Annotated in this window: 18 protein-coding genes; 14 read left to right on the top strand and 4 right to left on the bottom strand. The window is 71.4% G+C overall.

Translation table 11 applies throughout. The features are described from left to right. Positions 1 to 14 precede the first annotated feature (14 nt). Entirely contained in the window at positions 15 to 368 is a 354-nt protein-coding gene (locus ACT3CF_RS10765; protein WP_478422588.1) for a VOC family protein, read from the top strand. 61 nt (positions 369 to 429) lie between these two features. Beyond that, a complete protein-coding gene (locus ACT3CF_RS10760) occupies positions 430 to 954 on the top strand; it encodes a YbjN domain-containing protein (RefSeq protein ID WP_478422586.1) in 525 nt (174 codons plus the stop codon). A 1,116-nt stretch (positions 955 to 2,070) separates the two neighbouring features. On the opposite strand, the gene ACT3CF_RS10755 is transcribed toward ACT3CF_RS10760, so the two are convergent. Both ACT3CF_RS10755 and ACT3CF_RS10750 read right to left on the bottom strand, forming a co-directional pair. Further along, complete coding sequence (locus tag ACT3CF_RS10755) at positions 2,071 to 3,795, bottom strand: lytic transglycosylase domain-containing protein (protein ID WP_478422828.1); 1,725 nt, start codon at positions 3,793 to 3,795, stop codon at positions 2,071 to 2,073. A gap of 104 nt (positions 3,796 to 3,899) precedes the next feature. Further along, entirely contained in the window at positions 3,900 to 4,331 is a 432-nt protein-coding gene (locus ACT3CF_RS10750; protein WP_478422584.1) for a uracil-DNA glycosylase family protein, read from the bottom strand. On the opposite strand from ACT3CF_RS10750, the gene ACT3CF_RS10745 reads away from it, so the two are divergent. From ACT3CF_RS10745 to ACT3CF_RS10700, 10 genes are all read left to right on the top strand, one after another. Further along, a complete protein-coding gene (locus ACT3CF_RS10745) occupies positions 4,318 to 4,650 on the top strand; it encodes a hypothetical protein (RefSeq protein WP_478422583.1) in 333 nt (110 codons plus the stop codon). The two genes, ACT3CF_RS10750 and ACT3CF_RS10745, sit on opposite strands and share 14 nt — an antisense overlap. A 145-nt stretch (positions 4,651 to 4,795) precedes the next feature. Next, positions 4,796 to 6,451 (top strand): electron transfer flavoprotein-ubiquinone oxidoreductase, encoded by a 1,656-nt coding sequence (locus tag ACT3CF_RS10740; protein ID WP_478422581.1) that lies wholly within the window; start codon positions 4,796 to 4,798, stop codon positions 6,449 to 6,451. Continuing rightward, on the top strand, positions 6,420 to 8,114 hold the full coding sequence (locus tag ACT3CF_RS10735) for a tetratricopeptide repeat protein (RefSeq protein WP_478422579.1): 1,695 nt from the start codon (positions 6,420 to 6,422) through the stop codon (positions 8,112 to 8,114). The genes ACT3CF_RS10740 and ACT3CF_RS10735 overlap by 32 nt, the downstream gene beginning before the upstream one ends. Next, positions 8,114 to 8,944: a 4-(cytidine 5'-diphospho)-2-C-methyl-D-erythritol kinase gene (locus ACT3CF_RS10730; RefSeq protein ID WP_478422577.1), complete on the top strand. Its 831-nt coding sequence runs from the start codon at positions 8,114 to 8,116 to the stop codon at positions 8,942 to 8,944. Before ACT3CF_RS10735 ends, ACT3CF_RS10730 begins: the two co-directional genes overlap by 1 nt. 47 nt (positions 8,945 to 8,991) lie before the next feature. Then, entirely contained in the window at positions 8,992 to 9,714 is a 723-nt protein-coding gene (locus tag ACT3CF_RS10725; RefSeq protein WP_478422575.1) for an enoyl-CoA hydratase/isomerase family protein, read from the top strand. Between the two features lie 53 nt (positions 9,715 to 9,767). Then, entirely contained in the window at positions 9,768 to 10,496 is a 729-nt protein-coding gene (locus ACT3CF_RS10720; protein WP_478422574.1) for an N-formylglutamate amidohydrolase, read from the top strand. An 11-nt stretch (positions 10,497 to 10,507) separates the two neighbouring features. After that, a complete protein-coding gene (gene ilvD, locus ACT3CF_RS10715) occupies positions 10,508 to 12,229 on the top strand; it encodes a dihydroxy-acid dehydratase (protein WP_478422573.1) in 1,722 nt (573 codons plus the stop codon). Positions 12,230 to 12,278: 49 nt separating this feature from the next. Then, a complete protein-coding gene (locus ACT3CF_RS10710) occupies positions 12,279 to 12,653 on the top strand; it encodes a hypothetical protein (protein WP_478422571.1) in 375 nt (124 codons plus the stop codon). Beyond that, on the top strand, positions 12,650 to 14,059 hold the full coding sequence (locus ACT3CF_RS10705) for an NAD(P)H-hydrate dehydratase (protein WP_478422569.1): 1,410 nt from the start codon (positions 12,650 to 12,652) through the stop codon (positions 14,057 to 14,059). The genes ACT3CF_RS10710 and ACT3CF_RS10705 overlap by 4 nt, the downstream gene beginning before the upstream one ends. Beyond that, positions 14,050 to 15,246, top strand: coding sequence for a class I SAM-dependent RNA methyltransferase (locus ACT3CF_RS10700; protein ID WP_478422568.1), 1,197 nt, complete (start codon positions 14,050 to 14,052; stop codon positions 15,244 to 15,246). The genes ACT3CF_RS10705 and ACT3CF_RS10700 overlap by 10 nt, the downstream gene beginning before the upstream one ends. Positions 15,247 to 15,283: 37 nt before the next feature. Here ACT3CF_RS10700 and truA read toward each other — a convergent pair whose 3' ends face one another. Together truA and fmt are read right to left on the bottom strand one after the other, a co-directional pair. Continuing rightward, complete coding sequence (gene truA, locus ACT3CF_RS10695; RefSeq protein ID WP_478422566.1) at positions 15,284 to 16,075, bottom strand: tRNA pseudouridine(38-40) synthase TruA; 792 nt, start codon at positions 16,073 to 16,075, stop codon at positions 15,284 to 15,286. Continuing rightward, the gene (gene fmt, locus ACT3CF_RS10690; protein WP_478422564.1) at positions 16,072 to 16,986 is read right to left on the bottom strand and encodes a methionyl-tRNA formyltransferase; all 915 of its coding nucleotides are present in this window, start codon (positions 16,984 to 16,986) and stop codon (positions 16,072 to 16,074) included. Before fmt ends, truA begins: the two co-directional genes overlap by 4 nt. Positions 16,987 to 17,040: 54 nt before the next feature. Between fmt and recR the strand changes: the two genes are divergently transcribed. After that, the gene (gene recR / locus ACT3CF_RS10685; RefSeq protein WP_478422562.1) at positions 17,041 to 17,637 is read left to right on the top strand and encodes a recombination mediator RecR; all 597 of its coding nucleotides are present in this window, start codon (positions 17,041 to 17,043) and stop codon (positions 17,635 to 17,637) included. 67 nt (positions 17,638 to 17,704) lie between these two features. Then, a complete protein-coding gene (def, locus tag ACT3CF_RS10680) occupies positions 17,705 to 18,229 on the top strand; it encodes a peptide deformylase (RefSeq protein WP_478422561.1) in 525 nt (174 codons plus the stop codon). Positions 18,230 to 18,474 lie beyond the last annotated feature (245 nt).

The raw sequence follows: 18,474 nt of genomic DNA, 5'->3' as shown, positions 1-18,474 counted from the left end.
GGAGGAGGATGCCGGTGCCGCGTTTGAGCTATGTCGAGATCCCTGCCGCGGCGACCGCGCCTTCCCGCGACTTCTATGCGCGGGCCTTTGGCTGGGGGTTCACCGATTTCGGGCCGGATTATGCGGCGACGACGACGGGCGATGTCGATCTGGGGATCAATGTGTCGGGTGATGCGCCGATCGGGGCGATCCTGCCGATCGTCGAGGTCGACGACCTCGAGGCGGCGCTTGCCGCGGTGGTCGACGCGGGCGGCGAGCTGGTGGTGCCGATCTTTGCCTATCCGGGCGGGCGGCGGTTCCATTTCCGCGACCCCGCCGGCAACGTGCTGGGCGTGTTCGTCGACGAAAGCGCCGGCACCCCCGGGTGAACCCCGATTGTGGCGGCGCGGCGCGATGCTAAGGTGAATGCTTTCGAATGAGGGGGATTGAATGCGCCCGTTTCTGATCGCGGCTCCGTTGGCCGCCCTGTGGCTGGTGCCGGCCGCGCACGCCGAGGACAAGGCGCCTTGCGGCAAGGACATGGTCTGCGCGAGCGACCCGCAGAGCGTGCTGAAGGCGATGGAGAAAGCCGGGCTCAAGCCCAAGCTGGAAGTCGACGGCATCGGCGAGCCGATGATCAGCAGCGAGGAGGCGACGTACAACTTCTCGGTCTATTTCTATGGCTGCGAGGAAAAGAAGAACTGCGATTCGCTGCAGTTCCAGGTGATGTTCGAGAAGGACAAGGGCATCGACCTCAAGCTGGCGAACAAGTGGAACCTGACGCACCGCTTCCTCCAGGCGGCGCTGCGCGATGACGGGACGCTGGTGCTCGGCTATGACATCGGCACGATCGGCGGGCTGAACCAGACGCAGTTCAAGGACACGATCGACTGGTGGTCGGCCTCGCTCGACGAGCTGTCGAACTTCTTCGACAAGGAGTTGCCGAAGCCCAAGGACGGCAAGAAGGTAAGCTGAGCACGGGCGTCGGCGTGCCGTTCCGCGCCGGGCGCGCGGTGCGGCATCGCGGCGGCGTGCGGGCGGGCGAGCGGTCGTCGGCGCGGGGGCAGGATACGGTAGCGGTCCACCGGGGCCGGGCTGCGCGGCGGTCGGCGCGTGTGACGGCGCTATTCACTGCGCATGTTGCGGGACCGTGCGTGCCGGGTGCGGCGGGTCATGCGTATCGCAGGGCGATAGCCTGGGTGTGCAGCCCGCGACGCGATCGATCGTGGTCGCCTGCCTTGCCGCTGTGCAGGAACGGCAGCGGGGCGTGGTCGCGCGGGGCGGGTTTGCGGAGCGCGCGTGTCCGACCGCGGATGTCCGGCGACGGATGCCCGTGGCGGGCCGGACGATCCGTTGCTGGGCGTGACCTAGCGGGATCGGCGCGGGTTTACGGCCCGGGATACGATCGGTCGTGTTCGCCCGCTTGGCCGCTGCGCGGGAACGGCGCTGGAGCGGTGGGCGTGCGGAGTGAGTTTGCGGGGCGCGGCTGCTCGACGGCGGATCCCCGGCGACGGATGCCCGTGGCGGCCGGACGATCCGTTGCTGGGCGTGACCTGGCGGGATCGGCGTGGGTTTACGGTCCGGGATGCGATCGATCCTGCTCGCCCGCTTTGCGGCGGCGCAGGAGCGGCGCGGGAGCGGGGGCGCGTTTGCGGAGCGCGACAGCCGGGCGGTGGATGTCTGACGGCGGATGCCCGCCGGCGGATGCCCGCGGCGGGCCGAACGATCCCTTGCTGTCGTGACCTGCTCTGGCGGCAAGAGGGTGCGGCCCGCGACGCGATTGATATTCGCCCGCTTTCCCGCTGTGCGGGAACGGCGGCGGGGCGTGGTCGCGGGGCGGGTTTGCGGAGCGCGCGTGTCCGACCGCGGATGCCCGTGGCGGGCCGGATGATCCGTTGCTCGGCGTGACCTGCCGGGATCGGCGCGGGTTTACGGCCCTGTATGCGATTGATCCTGCTCGCCCGCTTTGCGGCTGCGCAGGAGTGGCGCCGAAGCAGGGGCGTGCGGGGCGCGTTTGTGGAGCGTGACAGCCGGGTGGCGGATGTCCGGCGGCAGATGGCCGACGACCGATGGCCGCGGTTGGCCGGACGATCAGTTGCTGTGCGCGACCTGGTCGGGATTGGCGCGGGCGCTGAGGCGGATCGCCTTTTCACCGGGCATGCCGGGGAAGCGCGGCCACAGCCCCTGGGCGAGCGCCTCGCGGCTGACCGAGCGGCGGCCCTCCTGCTGCTCGTACATCCAGTAGTTGCGCAGCACGGTCATCACATAGCCGCGCGTTTCCCAATAGGGGATGCTTTCGATGTAGAGCAGCGGGTCGCCGTTGTCGCGCGTCATGCTGTTCCACGACTGCACCGGGCTGGGGCCGGCATTATAGGCGGCGATCACCTTGGGAAGCAGGCCCTGGGTGAACGGCTGATCGCGCAACTGTTCGAGATAGGACTGGCCGATCTCCATGTTGACCGACGGCTTGGTAAGATCGGTGACGGCATAGTTGACGCCGTGCCGGCGGCCGACGTCGATCGCGGCGCCGGTCTTGACCTGCATCAGCCCCATCGCCCCCGCCGCGCTGCGGATTTCGGCGTTGAAGCGCGATTCTTGGAGCGTGTGGGCAAAGACGAGCGCCTTGTCGACGCGCCAGCCGCCCGCCGGGGTCCAGTTGGGCGAGGGGTAGCGCGCCTGAAGCAGCGGCTGCGCGCCCGCCGGGCCGTTGTGCGACAGCCAGACCTGGGTCGCGGGAAGGTTGAGCCGCCCGGCGAGCCGCGTCAGCGCGGCATGTTCGGCCGGGGTGCAGAACTTGGCCTGATGGCGCAGCACTTCGTCCGCCAGCCGGGTCTCGCCGATCTCGACGAGCGCGGCGGCGACGCGGACATTCGGGCGCCGATCGAGCAGCCGCCAGTCGTCGGCGACGAAGCGTTCGCCGCGTTCGCCGCGTTCGTCGACGCCGAGCGCCGCCTTGGCGAGCAGGCCGTAATAGGTCTCGCCATATTGCGACGCGGCCTTGAGCCGCCCTGCGACGCGTTCGGGATGGACGCACGCCATGTCGGCGCGCGAGGCCCAGTAGAGCCCGGCCGAGCGCAGTTCGGTGTCGGCCGCGCGCGTCGCGACGCGTTCGAACGCGGCGCCGGCGGCGTTGCAATCCTGTTCGCGCCACGCGGCGAGCCCCGCGACCCAGTCGGCCTGCGGCACCCAGTCGCCCTCGCCCTGGCTCGCCTTGGCGGCCATGCGGCGGGCATTGGCATTGTCGCCGGCGACATAATAGATCCAGGCGACCTTCTGCTGCCACTCGGTCAGCGCCTCGGGCGTGAGCTGGGGCGCGAATTTTTCGACGAGCGCCTCGGCCTGGACGCCGTCATCGGCCTTGACGAAGGGCTGGATCGCCAGCGCGATTTCGGTCGCGGCCTGGTCCGAGCGGATCGAGCGGGCGCGCTTGCGCACCGGCGCGCCGTCGAACCAGACGAGCCGCTGCGGCTGGGGCAGCACCGGAAGCGCCGTCGCGCCGCGCAGCCGGGCGAGGCGGGCGAGCTGTTCGGCCTGCGGCAGCTCGGGCGCCTCGCTCAGCAGCGCCATCAGCGGCGCGAGTTCGGCCTTCGGCGACCCCTTGGCGGTGAACAGTTCGGCGCGCGCGATGGCGTGGAGCGGCCCCGGCTTCATGCCGTCGAGCGTGAGCTGCGCGTCGTTCCACTGGCCGGCGCGGATCGCGGCGAACACGCGACGATAGGCCGCGTCCTGTTCGCCGTCGAGCTGATCGGGAATACCGTCACCGTCGCGCGCCGCGGCGGGCGCCGCCGCAACGGCTGTGGTCGCGGTGGCCGCGATGCCTGCCGCCGTGCCGCCGGCGGGCGCCGCATCGGTATCGGCTGCATGGGCCGCGGCGGAAAAAAGGCCGCAGCCAAGGGCAATCCCGAGTCCAAGCCTGATCTTCACTTAACCATCCCCCGGCTCAACAGCAGCAATTGCTTCCACGCGTCGGCCTTGGCGAGCGGCCGTTCCAGCAGGAACCGCGGCGGGTAACCAATGACGACCGACGTATTCGTCCCAAAATCGTTAACGGAATGTAAACGATTTTCCGGCGGCCAGCCATCCGCCGCAGCGAGCGCACGGCTGGCCGAATGACCGAACATTAGCAGGTGCGCGGGGCGGAGCAGGCCGAGGTGATGGCGGGCCAGCGCCGCCAGACGATCGGCCGCGTCGGCGGGAACCTGGCCGCCGAACGGCCGCGCAAAGGCGAAAGGTACGATATGGACTGATTCGCGCGAAAGCCCGATCGCGGCGAGCATCCGTTCGAAAAGCCGGCCCGCAGCGCCGCCGAGCAGGCAATCGGGCGCGTCCGGTTCGGGCATGTCGGTCAGCACGACGAGCGGCGCGTCGACCGGCCCCTCCGGCGCGCAGAGCGGCGTCGTCCAGCCGGTTTCGGGCGCGGCCGGCCCCGTCCGCCACGCCAGGAAAGGTTCGAGCGCCGACGGCAGCGTTTCGGCCGCGGCAGGCTTTGCCGCCGCTACGGCGCGGGGGGCACGCGCGGGTGCGGCGGCCGGTGCCGGCGCCGCCGCGAGCGCGACGGGCGGCGGCGCGATCCGCGCGGTCCAGTCGCGCGGCATCGGATCGGCAAGGGTGTCGACGCCCGCGTCGTGCCACCATTCGAGCGCGCTGGCGACCGCCCGTTTCCAATCCTGATGCGCGTCTGCCCCCATACCCTATTTTTGAATCCCTGTTGACGGATTGGTCAATCTGCCGCCATCGACAAGACGGACAGGACGTTGCGCGTGTGCGACAGCAAGCGACGCGGCGTCTCACTCGGAGACTCGCAGAGGATAGTAGAATGAGCGAACGGGAGTCGATGCCCTATGACGTGGTGATCGTCGGCGCCGGGCCCGCCGGGCTTTCGGCCGCGATCCGGCTGAAGCAGCTTGCCGCCGAGGCGGGGAGCGAGCTTTCGGTGTGCGTGCTCGAAAAGGGCTCGGAAGTGGGCGCTCACATCCTGTCGGGTGCGGTGATCGATCCGCGCTCGCTCGACGAGCTGCTGCCCAACTGGCGCGAGGACGGCTGCCCGCTCGCGCGCACGCCGGTGACCGAGAACCACCATTGGGTGCTCAACGCCAAGGGCAAGGCGCAATTCCCCGAATTCGTCACGCCGCCCTATATGCACAACAAGGGCTGTTACACCGGCAGCCTGGGCAATCTGTGCCGCTGGCTGGCCGAGAAGGCCGGCGAGCTGGGCGTCGAGATCTTCCCCGGCTTTGCCGCGGCGGAGATCCTCTATCACGACGACGGCCGCGTGAAGGGCGTCGCGACCGGCGACATGGGCGTCGCGCGCGACGGCACGCACAAGCCCGATTACCAGCCCGGGCTGGAACTCCACGCCAAGTACACCTTCTTTTCGGAGGGCGTGCGCGGCCATCTGACCAAGCAGCTGCAGCGCCAGTTCGACCTGTGCCGCGACGCGCAGCCGCAGGTCTATGGCATCGGCATCAAGGAATTGTGGGACATCGACCCCGCCAACCATGTGCCGGGCCGCGTGATCCATACGCAGGGCTGGCCGCTCGACGAGCGCGAGGCCAATGGCGGCGGATTCCTGTATCACCAGGCCGACGGCCAGGTGGCGCTGGGCTTCGTCGTGTGGCTCGACTACAAGAACCCCTGGCTCTCGCCGTTCCAGGAAATGCAGCGCTGGAAGACGCACCCCGAGATCGCCAAGATCCTGAAGGGCGCCAAGCGCGTCTCCTATGGCGCGCGCGCGATCAGCGACGGCGGCTGGCAGTCGGTGCCCAAGCTGGTGGCGCCGGGCGCCGCGGTGATCGGCGACAGCGCCGGTTTCCTGAACGTGCCGCGGATCAAGGGCACGCACACCGCGATGAAGAGCGGTATGATGGCGGCCGAGGCGGCCTTTGCCGCGATCGCCGCGGGCCGTGAGGGCGACGAGCTGAACGCCTATCCCGAGGCCTATGCCGACAGCTGGGTCGAGAAGGAACTGCGCGGCGTCCGCAACGTGGTGCCGCTCGTCAAGAAGTTCGGCCTGACCTGGGGCACGCTGCTTTCCGGCGTCGCGATGTGGAGCGAGCATCTGGGCCTGCGCTGGCCGTTCACGATGAAGCACCACCCCGACAACGAGACGCTGCTGCGCGCCGACCAGTGCAAGCCGATCGACTATCCCAAGCCCGACGGGGTGCTGACGTTCGACCGGCTTTCCTCGGTGTTCCTGTCGAACACCAACCACGAGGAGGACCAGCCGATCCACCTGACGCTCAAGGATCCGGACATCCCCCTTTCGTACAATCTGCCGATGTACGCCGAGCCGGCGCAACGCTACTGTCCGGCGGGTGTGTACGAGGTCGTGGGGGAAGGCGATGATCTGCGGTTCCAGATCAACGCGCAGAATTGCGTTCACTGCAAGACCTGCGACATCAAGGACCCCACGCAGAACATCAACTGGGTGGTGCCCGAAGGTGGCGGCGGCCCCAATTATCCCAACATGTAAGCTGCTGATCGCGGCGGCGCTGGCGACGGCGCCGCTGCCAGCCGCGGCGCAGGAGCGCGACCCGCCCGCGGCGGCGGGTGCGGGTGCGTCGGCGGCGGAAACGGTGCCCGGCCCGGTCGTTCCCGACCTGTCCGGGCTGTTCGTGCGCGCGCGTGCGGCGGAGGAGGCCGGCGCGGTGGCGGCGGCCACGCAGGCCTATCGCCAGATCCTTGCGGCGGCGCCCGACGACACGACGGTCGCGCGGCGCGCCTATCGCCAGGCGATCGCCGCGGGCGATTATCTGCTCGCCGGGCGCGCGGCGGCGGTGCTGGTGCGCGCGGGCGAGGCGCCCCCCGACAGCGCGTTGCTTGCGGTGGCGATCGCGCTTCACGAACATGACGCGGCGGGGGCCGAGCGGGCGATCGACCGGCTGGGGACGGGGCCGCTCGACTTTCTGGTGCCCTCGCTGCGCGCCTGGCTGGCCCGCGACCGCGGGCAGGACGCACTGGCGGTGCTCGACGCCGATGGACCGGGCAGCGGGCTGGCACGGCGCTACAGCGCGCGGACGCGCGTGCTGCTGCTCGCCGCGGCGGGGCGGCAGGGCGAGGCGGCGCTGGGGCTTGCCGCCGCCGAGATGCAGCGCGACGGCGCGGCGCTGCGCATCGACATGGCACGTGTGCTGGCGCGCGGGGGCGACCGGCGCGCGGCGCGGGCGTTGCTGGCGAAGAGCGACGATGCCGAGGCGCGCGCGCTGCGCGACCGGCTCGATGCCCCGGCACCCAACGACGCGGCGTTCGGCGCGGCGCGACTGTTCCTGATGGTGGCCGACGACCTTTCGGACGACAAGGTGGCGCCGCTGGTGATGCTGCTCGCGCGGGCGACGTTGCTGCTCGACGACGGCGACGACCGGGCGCGGCTGGTGCTCGCGCGGACGCTCGCCGACGAAGGCGCGCTCGACGATGCGCTGGTCGCGCTCGATACGGTGCGCGACCGTTCGGCCTATGCGCGCGAGGCGGCGGCGCTGCGCGTCGACGTGCTGGCCGAGGGCGGCGCCGAGGACGCGGCGCTGCGGCTGGCGCATTCGCTGGCGCGGTCGCGCGGCGGCACCGCGACCGACAGCGAGGCCTATGGCCGGATGCTGGCCGAGCGCGGGCGGCTGGGCGAGGCGGCGAGCGCCTATGCGCGCGGGCTGAGCCGCGGTGCCGGACCCGATGCCTGGCGGCTGCACTATCTGCGCGGGATGGCGCTCGACGCGCTGGGCGAATGGCCGGCGGCGGCGACCGAGCTGCGCCGCGCGATCACGCTGGCGCCCGATGCTTCCGAGGCGATGGGCTATCTGGGCTATGCGCTTATCGAGCGCGGCACCGAACTGGCCGAGGCGCAGGCGCTGCTCGAACGCGCACGCAAGCTCGAACCGCGCAACGCCGAGATCGCCGATGCGCTCGCCTGGGCCTATTTCCGCCAGGGCGATGCGGGCCGTGCGCTGCCGCTGCTCGAACAGGCGGTGCAGGACGACCCGCTGGCGGCGCGCGCCAACGAGCATCTGGGCGACGTTTACTGGCAGCAAGGGCGGCGATACGAGGCGCGCTATGCCTGGCGCGCCGCCGCGCTGACCGCCGATGCCGACGCCGCGGCGCGGATCGACGCCAAGCTGGCCGGCGACGTCCCCGTTCGGAGCGATTGATGATCCGCGAAACCGCCTGCGCCAAGATCAACCTGGCGCTGCACGTCCGCCACCGCCGCCCCGACGGCTTTCACGCGCTGGAGACGCTGTTTGCCTTTGTCGCGCACGGCGATTCGATCACGATCGCGCCGGCCGAGGCCGACCGGCTGATCGTGACGGGGCCGTTTGCGGCGGCGCTGGACGCGGCAGGCCCGGCCGACGACAATCTGGTGCTGCGCGCGGCGCGGGCGTTTCGCGCGCGCTTCGGCGGCGGGGCGCATGCGATCACGCTCGACAAGCGCCTGCCGGTCGCGTCGGGGATCGGCGGCGGATCGGCCGATGCGGCAGCGACGCTGCGCGCGCTGGCGCGGGCGGCGGGGATTGCGCTCGACGCGCCCGATCTGTTCGTGATCGCCGACACGCTGGGATCGGACGTGCCCGCCTGTCTTTACCAGCGCGTCGCGATCGGGCGCGGGCGCGGCGAGCAACTGACGCCGATTGCGGGCGCGCCGGGATTGCCGGTGCTGCTCGTCAATCCGGGAGTGGCGGTTTCGACCGCGGCGGTGTTCGGCCGATGGGACGGGCAGGACCGCGGGCCGCTGGGCGAGGGCGACCTGCTCGCGATTGCCGCGGCGGGGCGTAACGACCTGGAGCCGCCGGCGCGCGCGATCGCGCCGGTGATCGGGACCGTGCTCGACGCGCTGGCGGCGCTGCCCGGCGCCGGGCTGGTGCGGATGTCGGGATCGGGCGCGACCTGTTTCGCCACCTTTGCCGATGCCGCCCGATGCGCCGACGCGGCGACGCAGATGGCGGCGCGGGGATGGTGGAGCGTCGCGACCGAGCTGGTCTGACGCGACGGGGCTGACAGCCGGCGCGGCTTGCGGCACAGGGAAACACCATGATCGACCTTTCCTTCGACGGCGCGGTCGCGACCGTCTCGCTCAACCGTCCGCAGGCGCGCAATGCCATGCCGATCGCCGCATGGGACGCGCTTGCCGACGCCTTGCCCCGGCTGGCCGAGGCGCGGGTGGTGATCCTGAAATCGGGCGTGCCGGGGATCTTCTCGGCCGGGGCCGACGTCCATGAGTTCGAGACGCTGCGTGCCGACGTGGCGCTGCGCTCGCGCTTCCGGCTGGCGATGCGGCGGGCGATCGACGGGATCGCCGACCTGCCGATGCCGGTGATCGCGGTGGTCGACGGGGGCTGTTTCGGCGCGGCGGTGGCGCTGACGCTGGCCGCCGATGTCCGCGTGGCGGGCAAGGATGCCGCGTTCGCGATCACGCCCGCGCGGCTGGGGATCGGTTATCCCGAAGCCGATGTCGCCCGGCTGGCGGCGCAGGTGGGGCGCGGCGTCGCGTCGCTGCTGCTGTTCACCGGCGACCGGATTTCGGCCGACGAGGCCAAGCGGATCGGGCTGGTCGACCTGGCAAGCGCCAAGGCCGACGAGACCGCGGCGGCGGTGGCGGCGACGATTGCCGCCAACGCGCCCGGATCGGTACGGCTGCTCAAGCGGACGCTGCGCGGCGAGGCGACCGATCCCGATTTCGAGGCAGCCTATGGCGGCTCCGAATTCCTGGAAGGACTGACCGCGTTTCGCGAACGGCGGCGCCCGGCCTATTGAGCGCGCCGCCCGCGCGGCTTGCCCCGCCGGGCGCGACCGCCTAGGCCCGCGACATGGTGTGCGAACGGATTGAGGGCGCGCGGCACGACATCCTGCTGTTGTGCGATCACGCGTCGAACGCGGTTCCCGACGATATCGATCTGGGGATCGCGCCCGACCTGCTCGACCGGCATATCGCGGTCGACATCGGCGCGGCCGCGGTAACGCGCGCGGTCGCCGCCCGGCTGGGCGCGCCGGCGCTGCTCGCCACCGTCTCGCGGCTGGTGATCGACCTGAACCGCGAGCCCGACAATCGCGGACTGATCCCGCATCGCAGCGACGGCCATGATATTCCGGGCAATGCCGAGGCCGACCGCTGGGCGCGGATCGCGCGCTTTTACGCGCCCTATCATAGCGCGATCGCGGCGTGCATCCGCACCCGGCGACCGCGGCTGATCGTCGCGGTGCACAGTTTCACCCCGCGGCTGGAGCATGGCGGGAGCGACCGGCCCTGGCAGGCGGGCGTGCTCTATAACCGCGACTCGCGCGCGGCGCGGCCGGCGATCGACTGGCTGCGGGCCGAGGGAATCGCGACGGGCGACAACGAACCCTATTCGGGGCGCGTGCTCAACGCGACGCTCAACCGCCATGCCGAGGGCAACGGCATTGCCTCGCTGTCGCTGGAGATCCGCAACGACGGCATCGCCGATGCCGCGGGCGCGGGCGTCTGGGGCGAGCGCGTGGCGCGTCTGGCAGATTTTTTGAGTAATAGTCTTGCGCAAAGGGACGGTTTGGCGACATAGGCTTTCGCGCCATGACCAACAGCTTTGACAAGAGCCGCCTGCCGAGCCGCCACGTCTCGGTCGGCCCCGAGCGCGCGCCGCACCGCAGCTATTACTATGCCATGGGCATGTCCGAGGCGGACATCGCCAAGCCCTTTGTGGCGGTGGCGAGCGCGGGCAACGACAGCGCCCCCTGCAACACCGCGCTCGATGCGCAGGCCGACGCCGCGCGCGGCGGCGTGATCGCGGGCGGCGGCACGCCGCGGCGCTTCAACACCATCACCGTCACCGACGGCATCGCGATGGGCCATCAGGGAATGAAGGCGTCGCTGGTGAGCCGCGAGGTGATCGCCGATTCGATCGAGCTGAGCGTGCGCGGCCATTGCTATGATGCGCTCGTCGGCTTTGCCGGTTGCGACAAGTCGCTGCCCGGGATGATGATGGCGATGCTGCGGCTCAACGTGCCGTCGATCTTCGTCTATGGCGGATCGATCCTGCCCGGCCGGTTCCACGACAAGGACGTCACCGTCGTCGATGTGTTCGAGGCGGTGGGCCAGCACGCCGCAGGCAATTGTCCGCTGCACGAGCTGATCGCGCTCGAAAAGGTCGCGTGCCCCGGCCACGGCGCATGCGGCGGCCAGTTCACCGCGAACACCATGGCGTGCGTGGGCGAGGCGATCGGCCTGTCGCTCCCCAATTCGAACATGGTGCCCGCGCCCTATCGCTCGCGCGAGGAAATCGCGATCGCGGCGGGCGAGCAGGTGATGGAGCTGATCGCGCGCAACATCCGTCCGCGCGACATCTGCACGCGCGAGGCCTTCGTCAACGCGGCGCGCGTCGTCGCGGCGACGGGCGGATCGACCAACGCCGCGCTCCACCTGCCTGCGATGGCGAACGAAGCCGGGATCGAATTCGACCTGCATGACGTGGCTGAGGCTTTCAAATCAACGCCTTACATGGCGGACTTGAAGCCCGGTGGGAAATATGTCGCCAAGGACATGTACGACGCCGGCGGCGTCTACATGCTGATGAAGACGATGCTCGCGGGCGGGCTGCTCGACGGCAATTGCATGACCGTCACGGGCAAGACGCTGGGCGAGAATATCGACGCGGTGACGTGGAACCCCGACCAGAAGGTCATCTATGACGTCCGGACGCCGATCACCCCGACCGGCGGCGTCGTCGGCCTGCGCGGCACGCTGGCGCCCGAGGGGGCGATCGTGAAGGTCGCGGGGATGAAGCGCCTGCAGTTCGAGGGGCCGGCGCGCGTGTTCGATCGCGAGGAGGACGCGTTCGAGGCGGTCGAGCATCGCCGGATCAACGAGGGCGAGGTCATCATCATCCGCTATGAAGGGCCGAAGGGCGGCCCCGGCATGCGCGAGATGCTGTCGACCACCGCGGCGCTGTACGGGCTGGGCATGGGCGAGAAGGTCGCGCTTATCACCGACGGGCGCTTTTCGGGGGCGACGCGCGGCTTCTGCATCGGCCATGTCGGCCCCGAAGCGGCCGACGGCGGTCCGATCGCGCTGGTGGAGGACGGCGACATCATCCGGATCGACGCTGAAGCGGGGACGATCGACCTCGACGTGCCCGAGACGGTGCTCGCCGAACGGCGGGCGCGGTGGCAGCCGCGGACCAACGACCACCAGTCGGGGGCGTTGTGGCGCTATTCCCAGACGGTCGGCCCCGCCTATAAGGGCGCGGTCACCCATCCGGGAGCGCGCGCCGAACGTCATGTCTACGCCGATATCTGATCGGTCGCTTTCAAACGCAAAAGCATGGGTGCCCCGGCGGGCGAGGATCGTGCTCGCCATCGCCGGGGCGGGATTGCCGGCGCTGCTGGCGCTCGCCGGCTGCGGCGGTGCGGCGCCCGATCGCGACGCCGCGACTGCCGATGCCGCGCGCGTGGCCTGCGGGCGGGCGGGGGAGACGCGCCTTGCCGAAAGCTGCACCGTCGAACGGGCGACGACGCCCGCCGGGCTGGTGCTGACGCTGCGGCGCGCGGACGGCGGCTTTCGTCGGTTGCTCGTCACGCAGGACGGGCGCGGCGTGGTCGCTGCCGACGGCGCCGAGCGCGCAGTCGTCACCCCGATCGGATCGGACCGGATCGTGGTTGCGCTGGGCGACGATCGTTATCAACTGCCCGCGACGGTGCGTGCGCCGGGAGCCGCGCGGTGATCCCCGCGGGCGCCCCCGTCCTGACGGCGCAGGCGATGCGCGACGCCGAGGCGCGAGTCTTTGCAACCGGCGTGTCGCAGGACGAGCTGATGGAGCGCGCGGGCGCCGCAGTGGCGCGCGAGACCGCGCGCTTTGCCGCCGGGCGCCCGATCCTGGTGCTCGCCGGGCCGGGCAACAATGGCGGCGATGCCTATGTCGCCGCGCGGCTGCTGAAGGCACAGGGGCATGACGTCGCGGTCGTCGCGTCAGGACCGCCGGGCCCCGGCGCGGCGGAACGGATGCATGCGCGCTGGGACGGCCCGACAAGCGCGCTCTATGCCGCGCGGCCGCGACCGGTGCTGGTCGACGGGCTGTTCGGCACCGGATTGTCGCGCCCGCTCGAACGCGGGCTGGCGGCGGTGTTCGCCGACCTGGTCGCGAAGGCGAGCTTTACGCTGGCGATCGACCTGCCGTCGGGAATCGAGACCGACAGCGGCGCCGATCTGGGCGTGCCGCGCGGGATCGCGGCGACGCTGGCGCTGGGCGCGCTCAAGCCCGCGCATCTGCTCGAGGCGGGGCTCGAGCGATGCGGCCATGTGCTGCTCGCCGATATCGGAATCCCGATCGAGAGCAGCTGGCGGAGCGTCGCGCGGCCGCGGCTGGCCGTGCCGGGGCCGTTCGATCACAAATATACGCGCGGGCTGGTGGCGGTGATCGAGGGCGCGATGCCCGGCGCCGCGCGGCTGGCGGCGCGGGCGGCGATGGCGGGCGGCGCCGGCTATGTCGTGCTGGCGGGGGCGGCGCCGGATAGCGGCGGGCCGGACGCGCTGGTGCGGCGCACGGTCGAAACCTCGGCCGACCTTGCCGAATTTGTCGGCTGGGACCGGATCGACGCGCTGTTGCTGGGGCCGGGGCTGGGGCGCGATGTGCGCGCGCGCAACTGGCTGGAAATCGCGCTGCACAGCGAGCGACCGCTGATCCTCGACGGCGATGCGATCAGCCTGCTGGCGGCGATGCCCGACGGTGTCGGATTGCTGCGCGAACGCGCGGCGCCGGTGTGGCTGACGCCGCATTCGGGCGAGTTCGACCGGCTGTTTCCGGGTGAGGGCGGCAAGATCGCGCGTACCGTGGCGGCGGCGGCCGATGCGAGCGCGACGATCGTCCACAAGGGCGCGGACACGGTGATCGCATCGCCGCGCGGGATGGTGCGGATGCTGGCGGGGGCCTCGCCCTGGCTGTCGACCGCGGGGACGGGCGACGTGCTCGCAGGGCTGGTCGCGGCCCAGGTGGCACGCGGAGCGAAGCCGCTCGCGGCGGCCGAGGCGGCGGCGTGGCTGCACGCACGCGCTGCCGCGCTTGCAGGACCGGCGTTCATCGCCGATAGGCTCGCCGACCTGATTCCGGAAGCGATCGCCGAATGCCTGTAAATCCGATTGAGATCCTCCGCGTCGCCGCGCGTGGCGACGGGGTTGCCGCCGACGGGCGCCATGTCGCGCTCGCCGCGCCGGGGGACCATGTGACCGCCGCGGGCGAGGTGCTGCCCGGGCCGCACCATCGCGAGCCGCCGTGCCGGCATTTCCCGACGTGCGGCGGATGCCAGCTCCAGCATCTCGACGATGCGGCATGGAGCCGGTTTCTGGAGGACCGGATCACGACCGCGCTGGCGGCACAGGGGCTGAATGCGCCGATCCGCGCGCCGCACCTGTCGCCCCCGCGCACGCGGCGGCGCGCGGCGCTTCACGCCGAACGGCGCGGGCGGCAGGTGCTGCTGGGCTTTGCCGAGCAGTCGAGCCATCAGCTGGTCGACCTGGCCGAATGCCATGTGCTCGCGCCCGAACTGTTCGCGCTGGTGGCGCCGCTGCGTGGGCTGCTCGCGGCGATGATTCCCGGCAAGCGGCGCGTCAACGTCCACCTGACGATGACCGATCAGGGCGTCGACGTGCTGATCGACGGGCTGGAGGCCGAGGGGCTTGCCGCGGCGGAAGCGATCACGGCCTTTTCGTATCGCCACAAGCTGGCGCGCTTTTCGCTCGACGAGGGGCTGGGCGCATCGGCGCGGTGGGAGCCGGCGCCGGTGACGGTGACGCTGGGCGGCGTGCCGGTGCCCTTTCCGGCGGGGAGTTTCCTGCAGGCGACGCCCGAGGGCGAAGGCGCGCTGGTGGCGGCGGTGCGCGAGGCGATCGGCGAGGCGGCGACGGTGGCGGACCTGTTTGCCGGGCTGGGGACGTTCAGTCTCGCGTTGCCGCGGGCGCGGGTTTATGCGGCGGAGGGCGCGCGCGACCCGATCCTGGCGCTGAAGGCGGGGGCCGGGCGGGCGATGCGTTCGGTAACTGTCGAACATCGCGACCTTTTTCGGCGGCCGGTGGCGCGGGCGGAGCTGGATCGCTTTGCCGCGGTGGTGCTTGACCCGCCGCGGGCGGGCGCGCGCGAACAGGTGGGCGAACTGGCGGCGAGCAAGGTGCCCGTCATCGCCTATGTTTCGTGCAATCCCAGCACCTTCGCCCGCGATGCTGAGACGCTGTGCAAGGGCGGATACGGGCTGGAATGGGTGCAGCCGGTGGGCCAGTTCCGCTGGTCCACCCATGTCGAATTGGCTGCCAAGTTCCGCCGTTGAGGCGCCGAACCGGGCGAAACCCCGCAAAAATCGCGCGTCAGGCGTCGTTCGGCGGCGAAATCGTGTCGTTCGCAGGCGCGTCATGACGGCCCGGATAATCTGCCCGCACGAAGAACAGCCCGTCCGACGGCGCGTTGAGCCCGAGCGCCTGGCGGTCGCGCGCGGCGAGCGCCGCGGCCAGCGCGTCGACCGACCAGCGCCCCTGGCCGACCAGCGCGAGGCAGCCGACCATCGAGCGCACCTGATGGTGCAGGAACGACCGCGCCGACGCGCGAACGAGCACGCGGTCGCCGACGCGATCGACGTCGAGCCGGTCGAGCGTCCGCACCGGGCTGTCGGCCTGGCAATGCGCCGAGCGGAAGGTGGTGAAGTCGTGCCGCCCGACCAGCCGCGCCGCGCCCGCGCGCATCGCATCGACATCGAGCGGCGTCGGCACGCGCCACGCCAGCCCCGCCTCGTGCGTGAGCGGCGCGCGGCGGTTGACGATGCGGTATTCGTAGTGCCGTGCGAGGCACGAGAAGCGCGCATGCCAGTCGTCGGGCACCACGACGCAATCGAGGATCGCCACCGGCGCCGGCCGCAGCCGCGCGTTGAGCGCCTCCATCAGCCGGAAGGGCGTGATGTCGCGCGCGATGTCGAGATGCGCGCGCATCCCGAGCGCATGGACCCCGGCATCGGTACGCCCGGCGGCATGGACCACGGCGTGCTCGCCGGTGATCGCATGCGCCGCGGTCTCGATCGCCTGCTGGACGCTCGGCCCGTGATCCTGACGCTGCCACCCCATGAAGGGGCGGCCGTCGAACTCGACCGTCAGCGCGAAGCGGGTCAAAGCCGCGTCCCCGCCGGCACCGCAAAGCCGCGCAGCAGCGCCCCGGTTTCCATCGCCGCACGCCCCGCGCGCTGGACGAGCAGCGGGCGCAGCGCGCCGTCGCCGCACGCGATCGTCAGCGCGTCGTCGAGCACGGTGCCGGGCGCCGCGCCGCCGGTCGCCGCATCGGCGACGACCTGCGCGCGATGGACGCGGATGCGTTCGCCCCCCAGTTCGAAAAAGGCGCCGGGCGCGGGGTTGAACGCGCGCACCTGACGCTCGACCGCGGGGGCATCGGCGGTGAAGTCGAGCCGCGCCTCGGCCTTGTCGATCTTGGGCGCATAGGTCACGCCCGCCTCGGGCTGGGCGACCGGCGGATGGCCGTCGGGATCGGCGAGCACGCGCAGCATCAGCGCCGCGCCGAGCGCGCTCAGCTCGGCGGTGAGCTCGCCCGCGGTCTTGCCGTCGACCGGCGTGCGCCCCTCGAGCCGGACGGGGCCGGTATCGAGCCCGGCCTCCATCTGCATGATCCCGACGCCGGTGGTCGCATCGCCAGCGAGGATCGCCCGCTGGATCGGCGCCGCGCCGCGCCAGCGCGGGAGCAGCGAGGCATGGACGTTGAGGCAGCCGAGCCGCGGCGCGTCGAGCACCGCGCGCGGCAGGATGAGGCCATAGGCCGCGACCACCGCGACATCGGCGTCGAGCGCGGCGAAGGCGGCCTGGGCATCGGCGTCGCGCAGCGTGAGCGGCGTGTGGACGGGAATGCCGAGCGCCTCGGCCCGCGCATGGACGGGCGAAGGGGTGAGCGCCTTGCCGCGACCGGCGCGGCGCGGCGGCTGGCTGTACGCCGCGATGACCGAATGCCCCGCGCCGGCAAGCGCATCGAGCACGGGGACGGCGAAATCGGGGGTGCCCATGAAGATGATCCGCATGCTTCCCCCTCAACCGCTTGGCAGGGCCGGGCGCAAGCCCCTATGTCGTGCGGCATGGCATCGCCCGAAATCGACGCGCTGACCCAGGCGCTCTCCCGCTTGCCCGGCCTTGGCCCGCGTTCGGCGCGCCGCGCGGTGCTGCACCTGCTCAAGAAGCGCGAGACCGCGCTCGAGCCGCTGCTGACGGCGCTGGAGGCGGTGAGCGCGCGGCTGGCGACCTGTTCGCGCTGCGGCAATGTCGACACGTCGGATCCGTGTTCGATCTGCGCCGATCCGCGTCGCGATCCCCGGTCGCTGTGCGTCGTCGAGGAAGTCGCCGACCTGTGGGCGCTCGATCGCGCGCGGCTGTTTCCGGGGCGCTTCCATGTGCTGGGCGGGCGGCTTTCGGCGCTGGAGGGCGTGCGGCCCGAGGATCTGCGCATCGATTCGCTGATCGCGCGCGTCGCCGACGGCGGGGTCGACGAGGTGGTGCTGGCGATGAACGCGACGCTGGAGGGGCAGACGACCGCGCATTACCTGGCCGAGCGGCTGGAGCGTTATCCGGTGCGGATCACCCAGCTTGCGCACGGGCTGCCGGTGGGCGGCGAGCTCGATTATCTCGACGAGGGCACGCTGGCGCAGGCGCTGCGCGCGCGGCGGCCGGTGGCGTGACGCGCGCACGGCGATCCGGCACCGCCCTGCATTGACCCTTGCCGACCCGCACCCTAGATCCCCGGGCATGGCAATTCTTCCGATCGTAGAGGTTCCCGATCCCCGGCTGCGCGCCGTTTCCGCCCCCGTCGAGACGGTGGACGATTCGGTGCGCGCGCTGATCGCCGACATGTTCGACACGATGTACGACGCCCCCGGCATCGGGCTGGCCGCGATCCAGGTGGGCGTGGCGAAGCGGATCGTCGTGATGGACCTGCAGGAAGAGGAAGACGAGGACGGCAAGCCGATCCGCCAGCCGCGCGTGTTCATCAATCCCGAGATCCTCGACCCGTCCGACGAGCTGTCGGTCTATAACGAGGGCTGCCTGTCGGTTCCCGACCAGTTCGCCGATGTCGAGCGGCCCGCGCGCTGCCGCGTGCGCTGGCTCGACGAGAAGGGCGAGCGCCACGAGGAACTGTTCGAGGGGCTGCTGGCGACGTGCATCCAGCACGAGATGGACCATCTGGAGGGCATCGTGTTCATCGACCATCTGTCGCGGCTGAAGCGCGAGATGATCCTGAAGAAGCTCGCCAAGGCGCGCAAGGCGGCCTGAGCGCGGCCGCGCCGTCGGCCGGTTGGCCCCCATGGCGGGGGCGACGGCATGGCGGGGGCGCGGGGTTCGAGACGGTTTTGACGGGCGGCGTCGGGGCAGGGGCTCCGGCGCCGCTTTTTCGTCGGACGTTTTCGCGGTTGGCGGTTTGCGGGTCGGCCGCAGGTGGGGGCGGTGGTTCCGCTCTCCGGCGGGGTCGGGAGGACTGGGGGCGTTTTCCGCGCCTTGCGGCGCGGCCCCTCCACCAC

It is taken from the genome of Sphingomonas chlorellae (assembly GCF_056485145.1).
The sequence above is the reverse complement of the archived record's forward strand: the minus strand, read 5'-3'. Positions and strand labels throughout refer to the sequence as shown.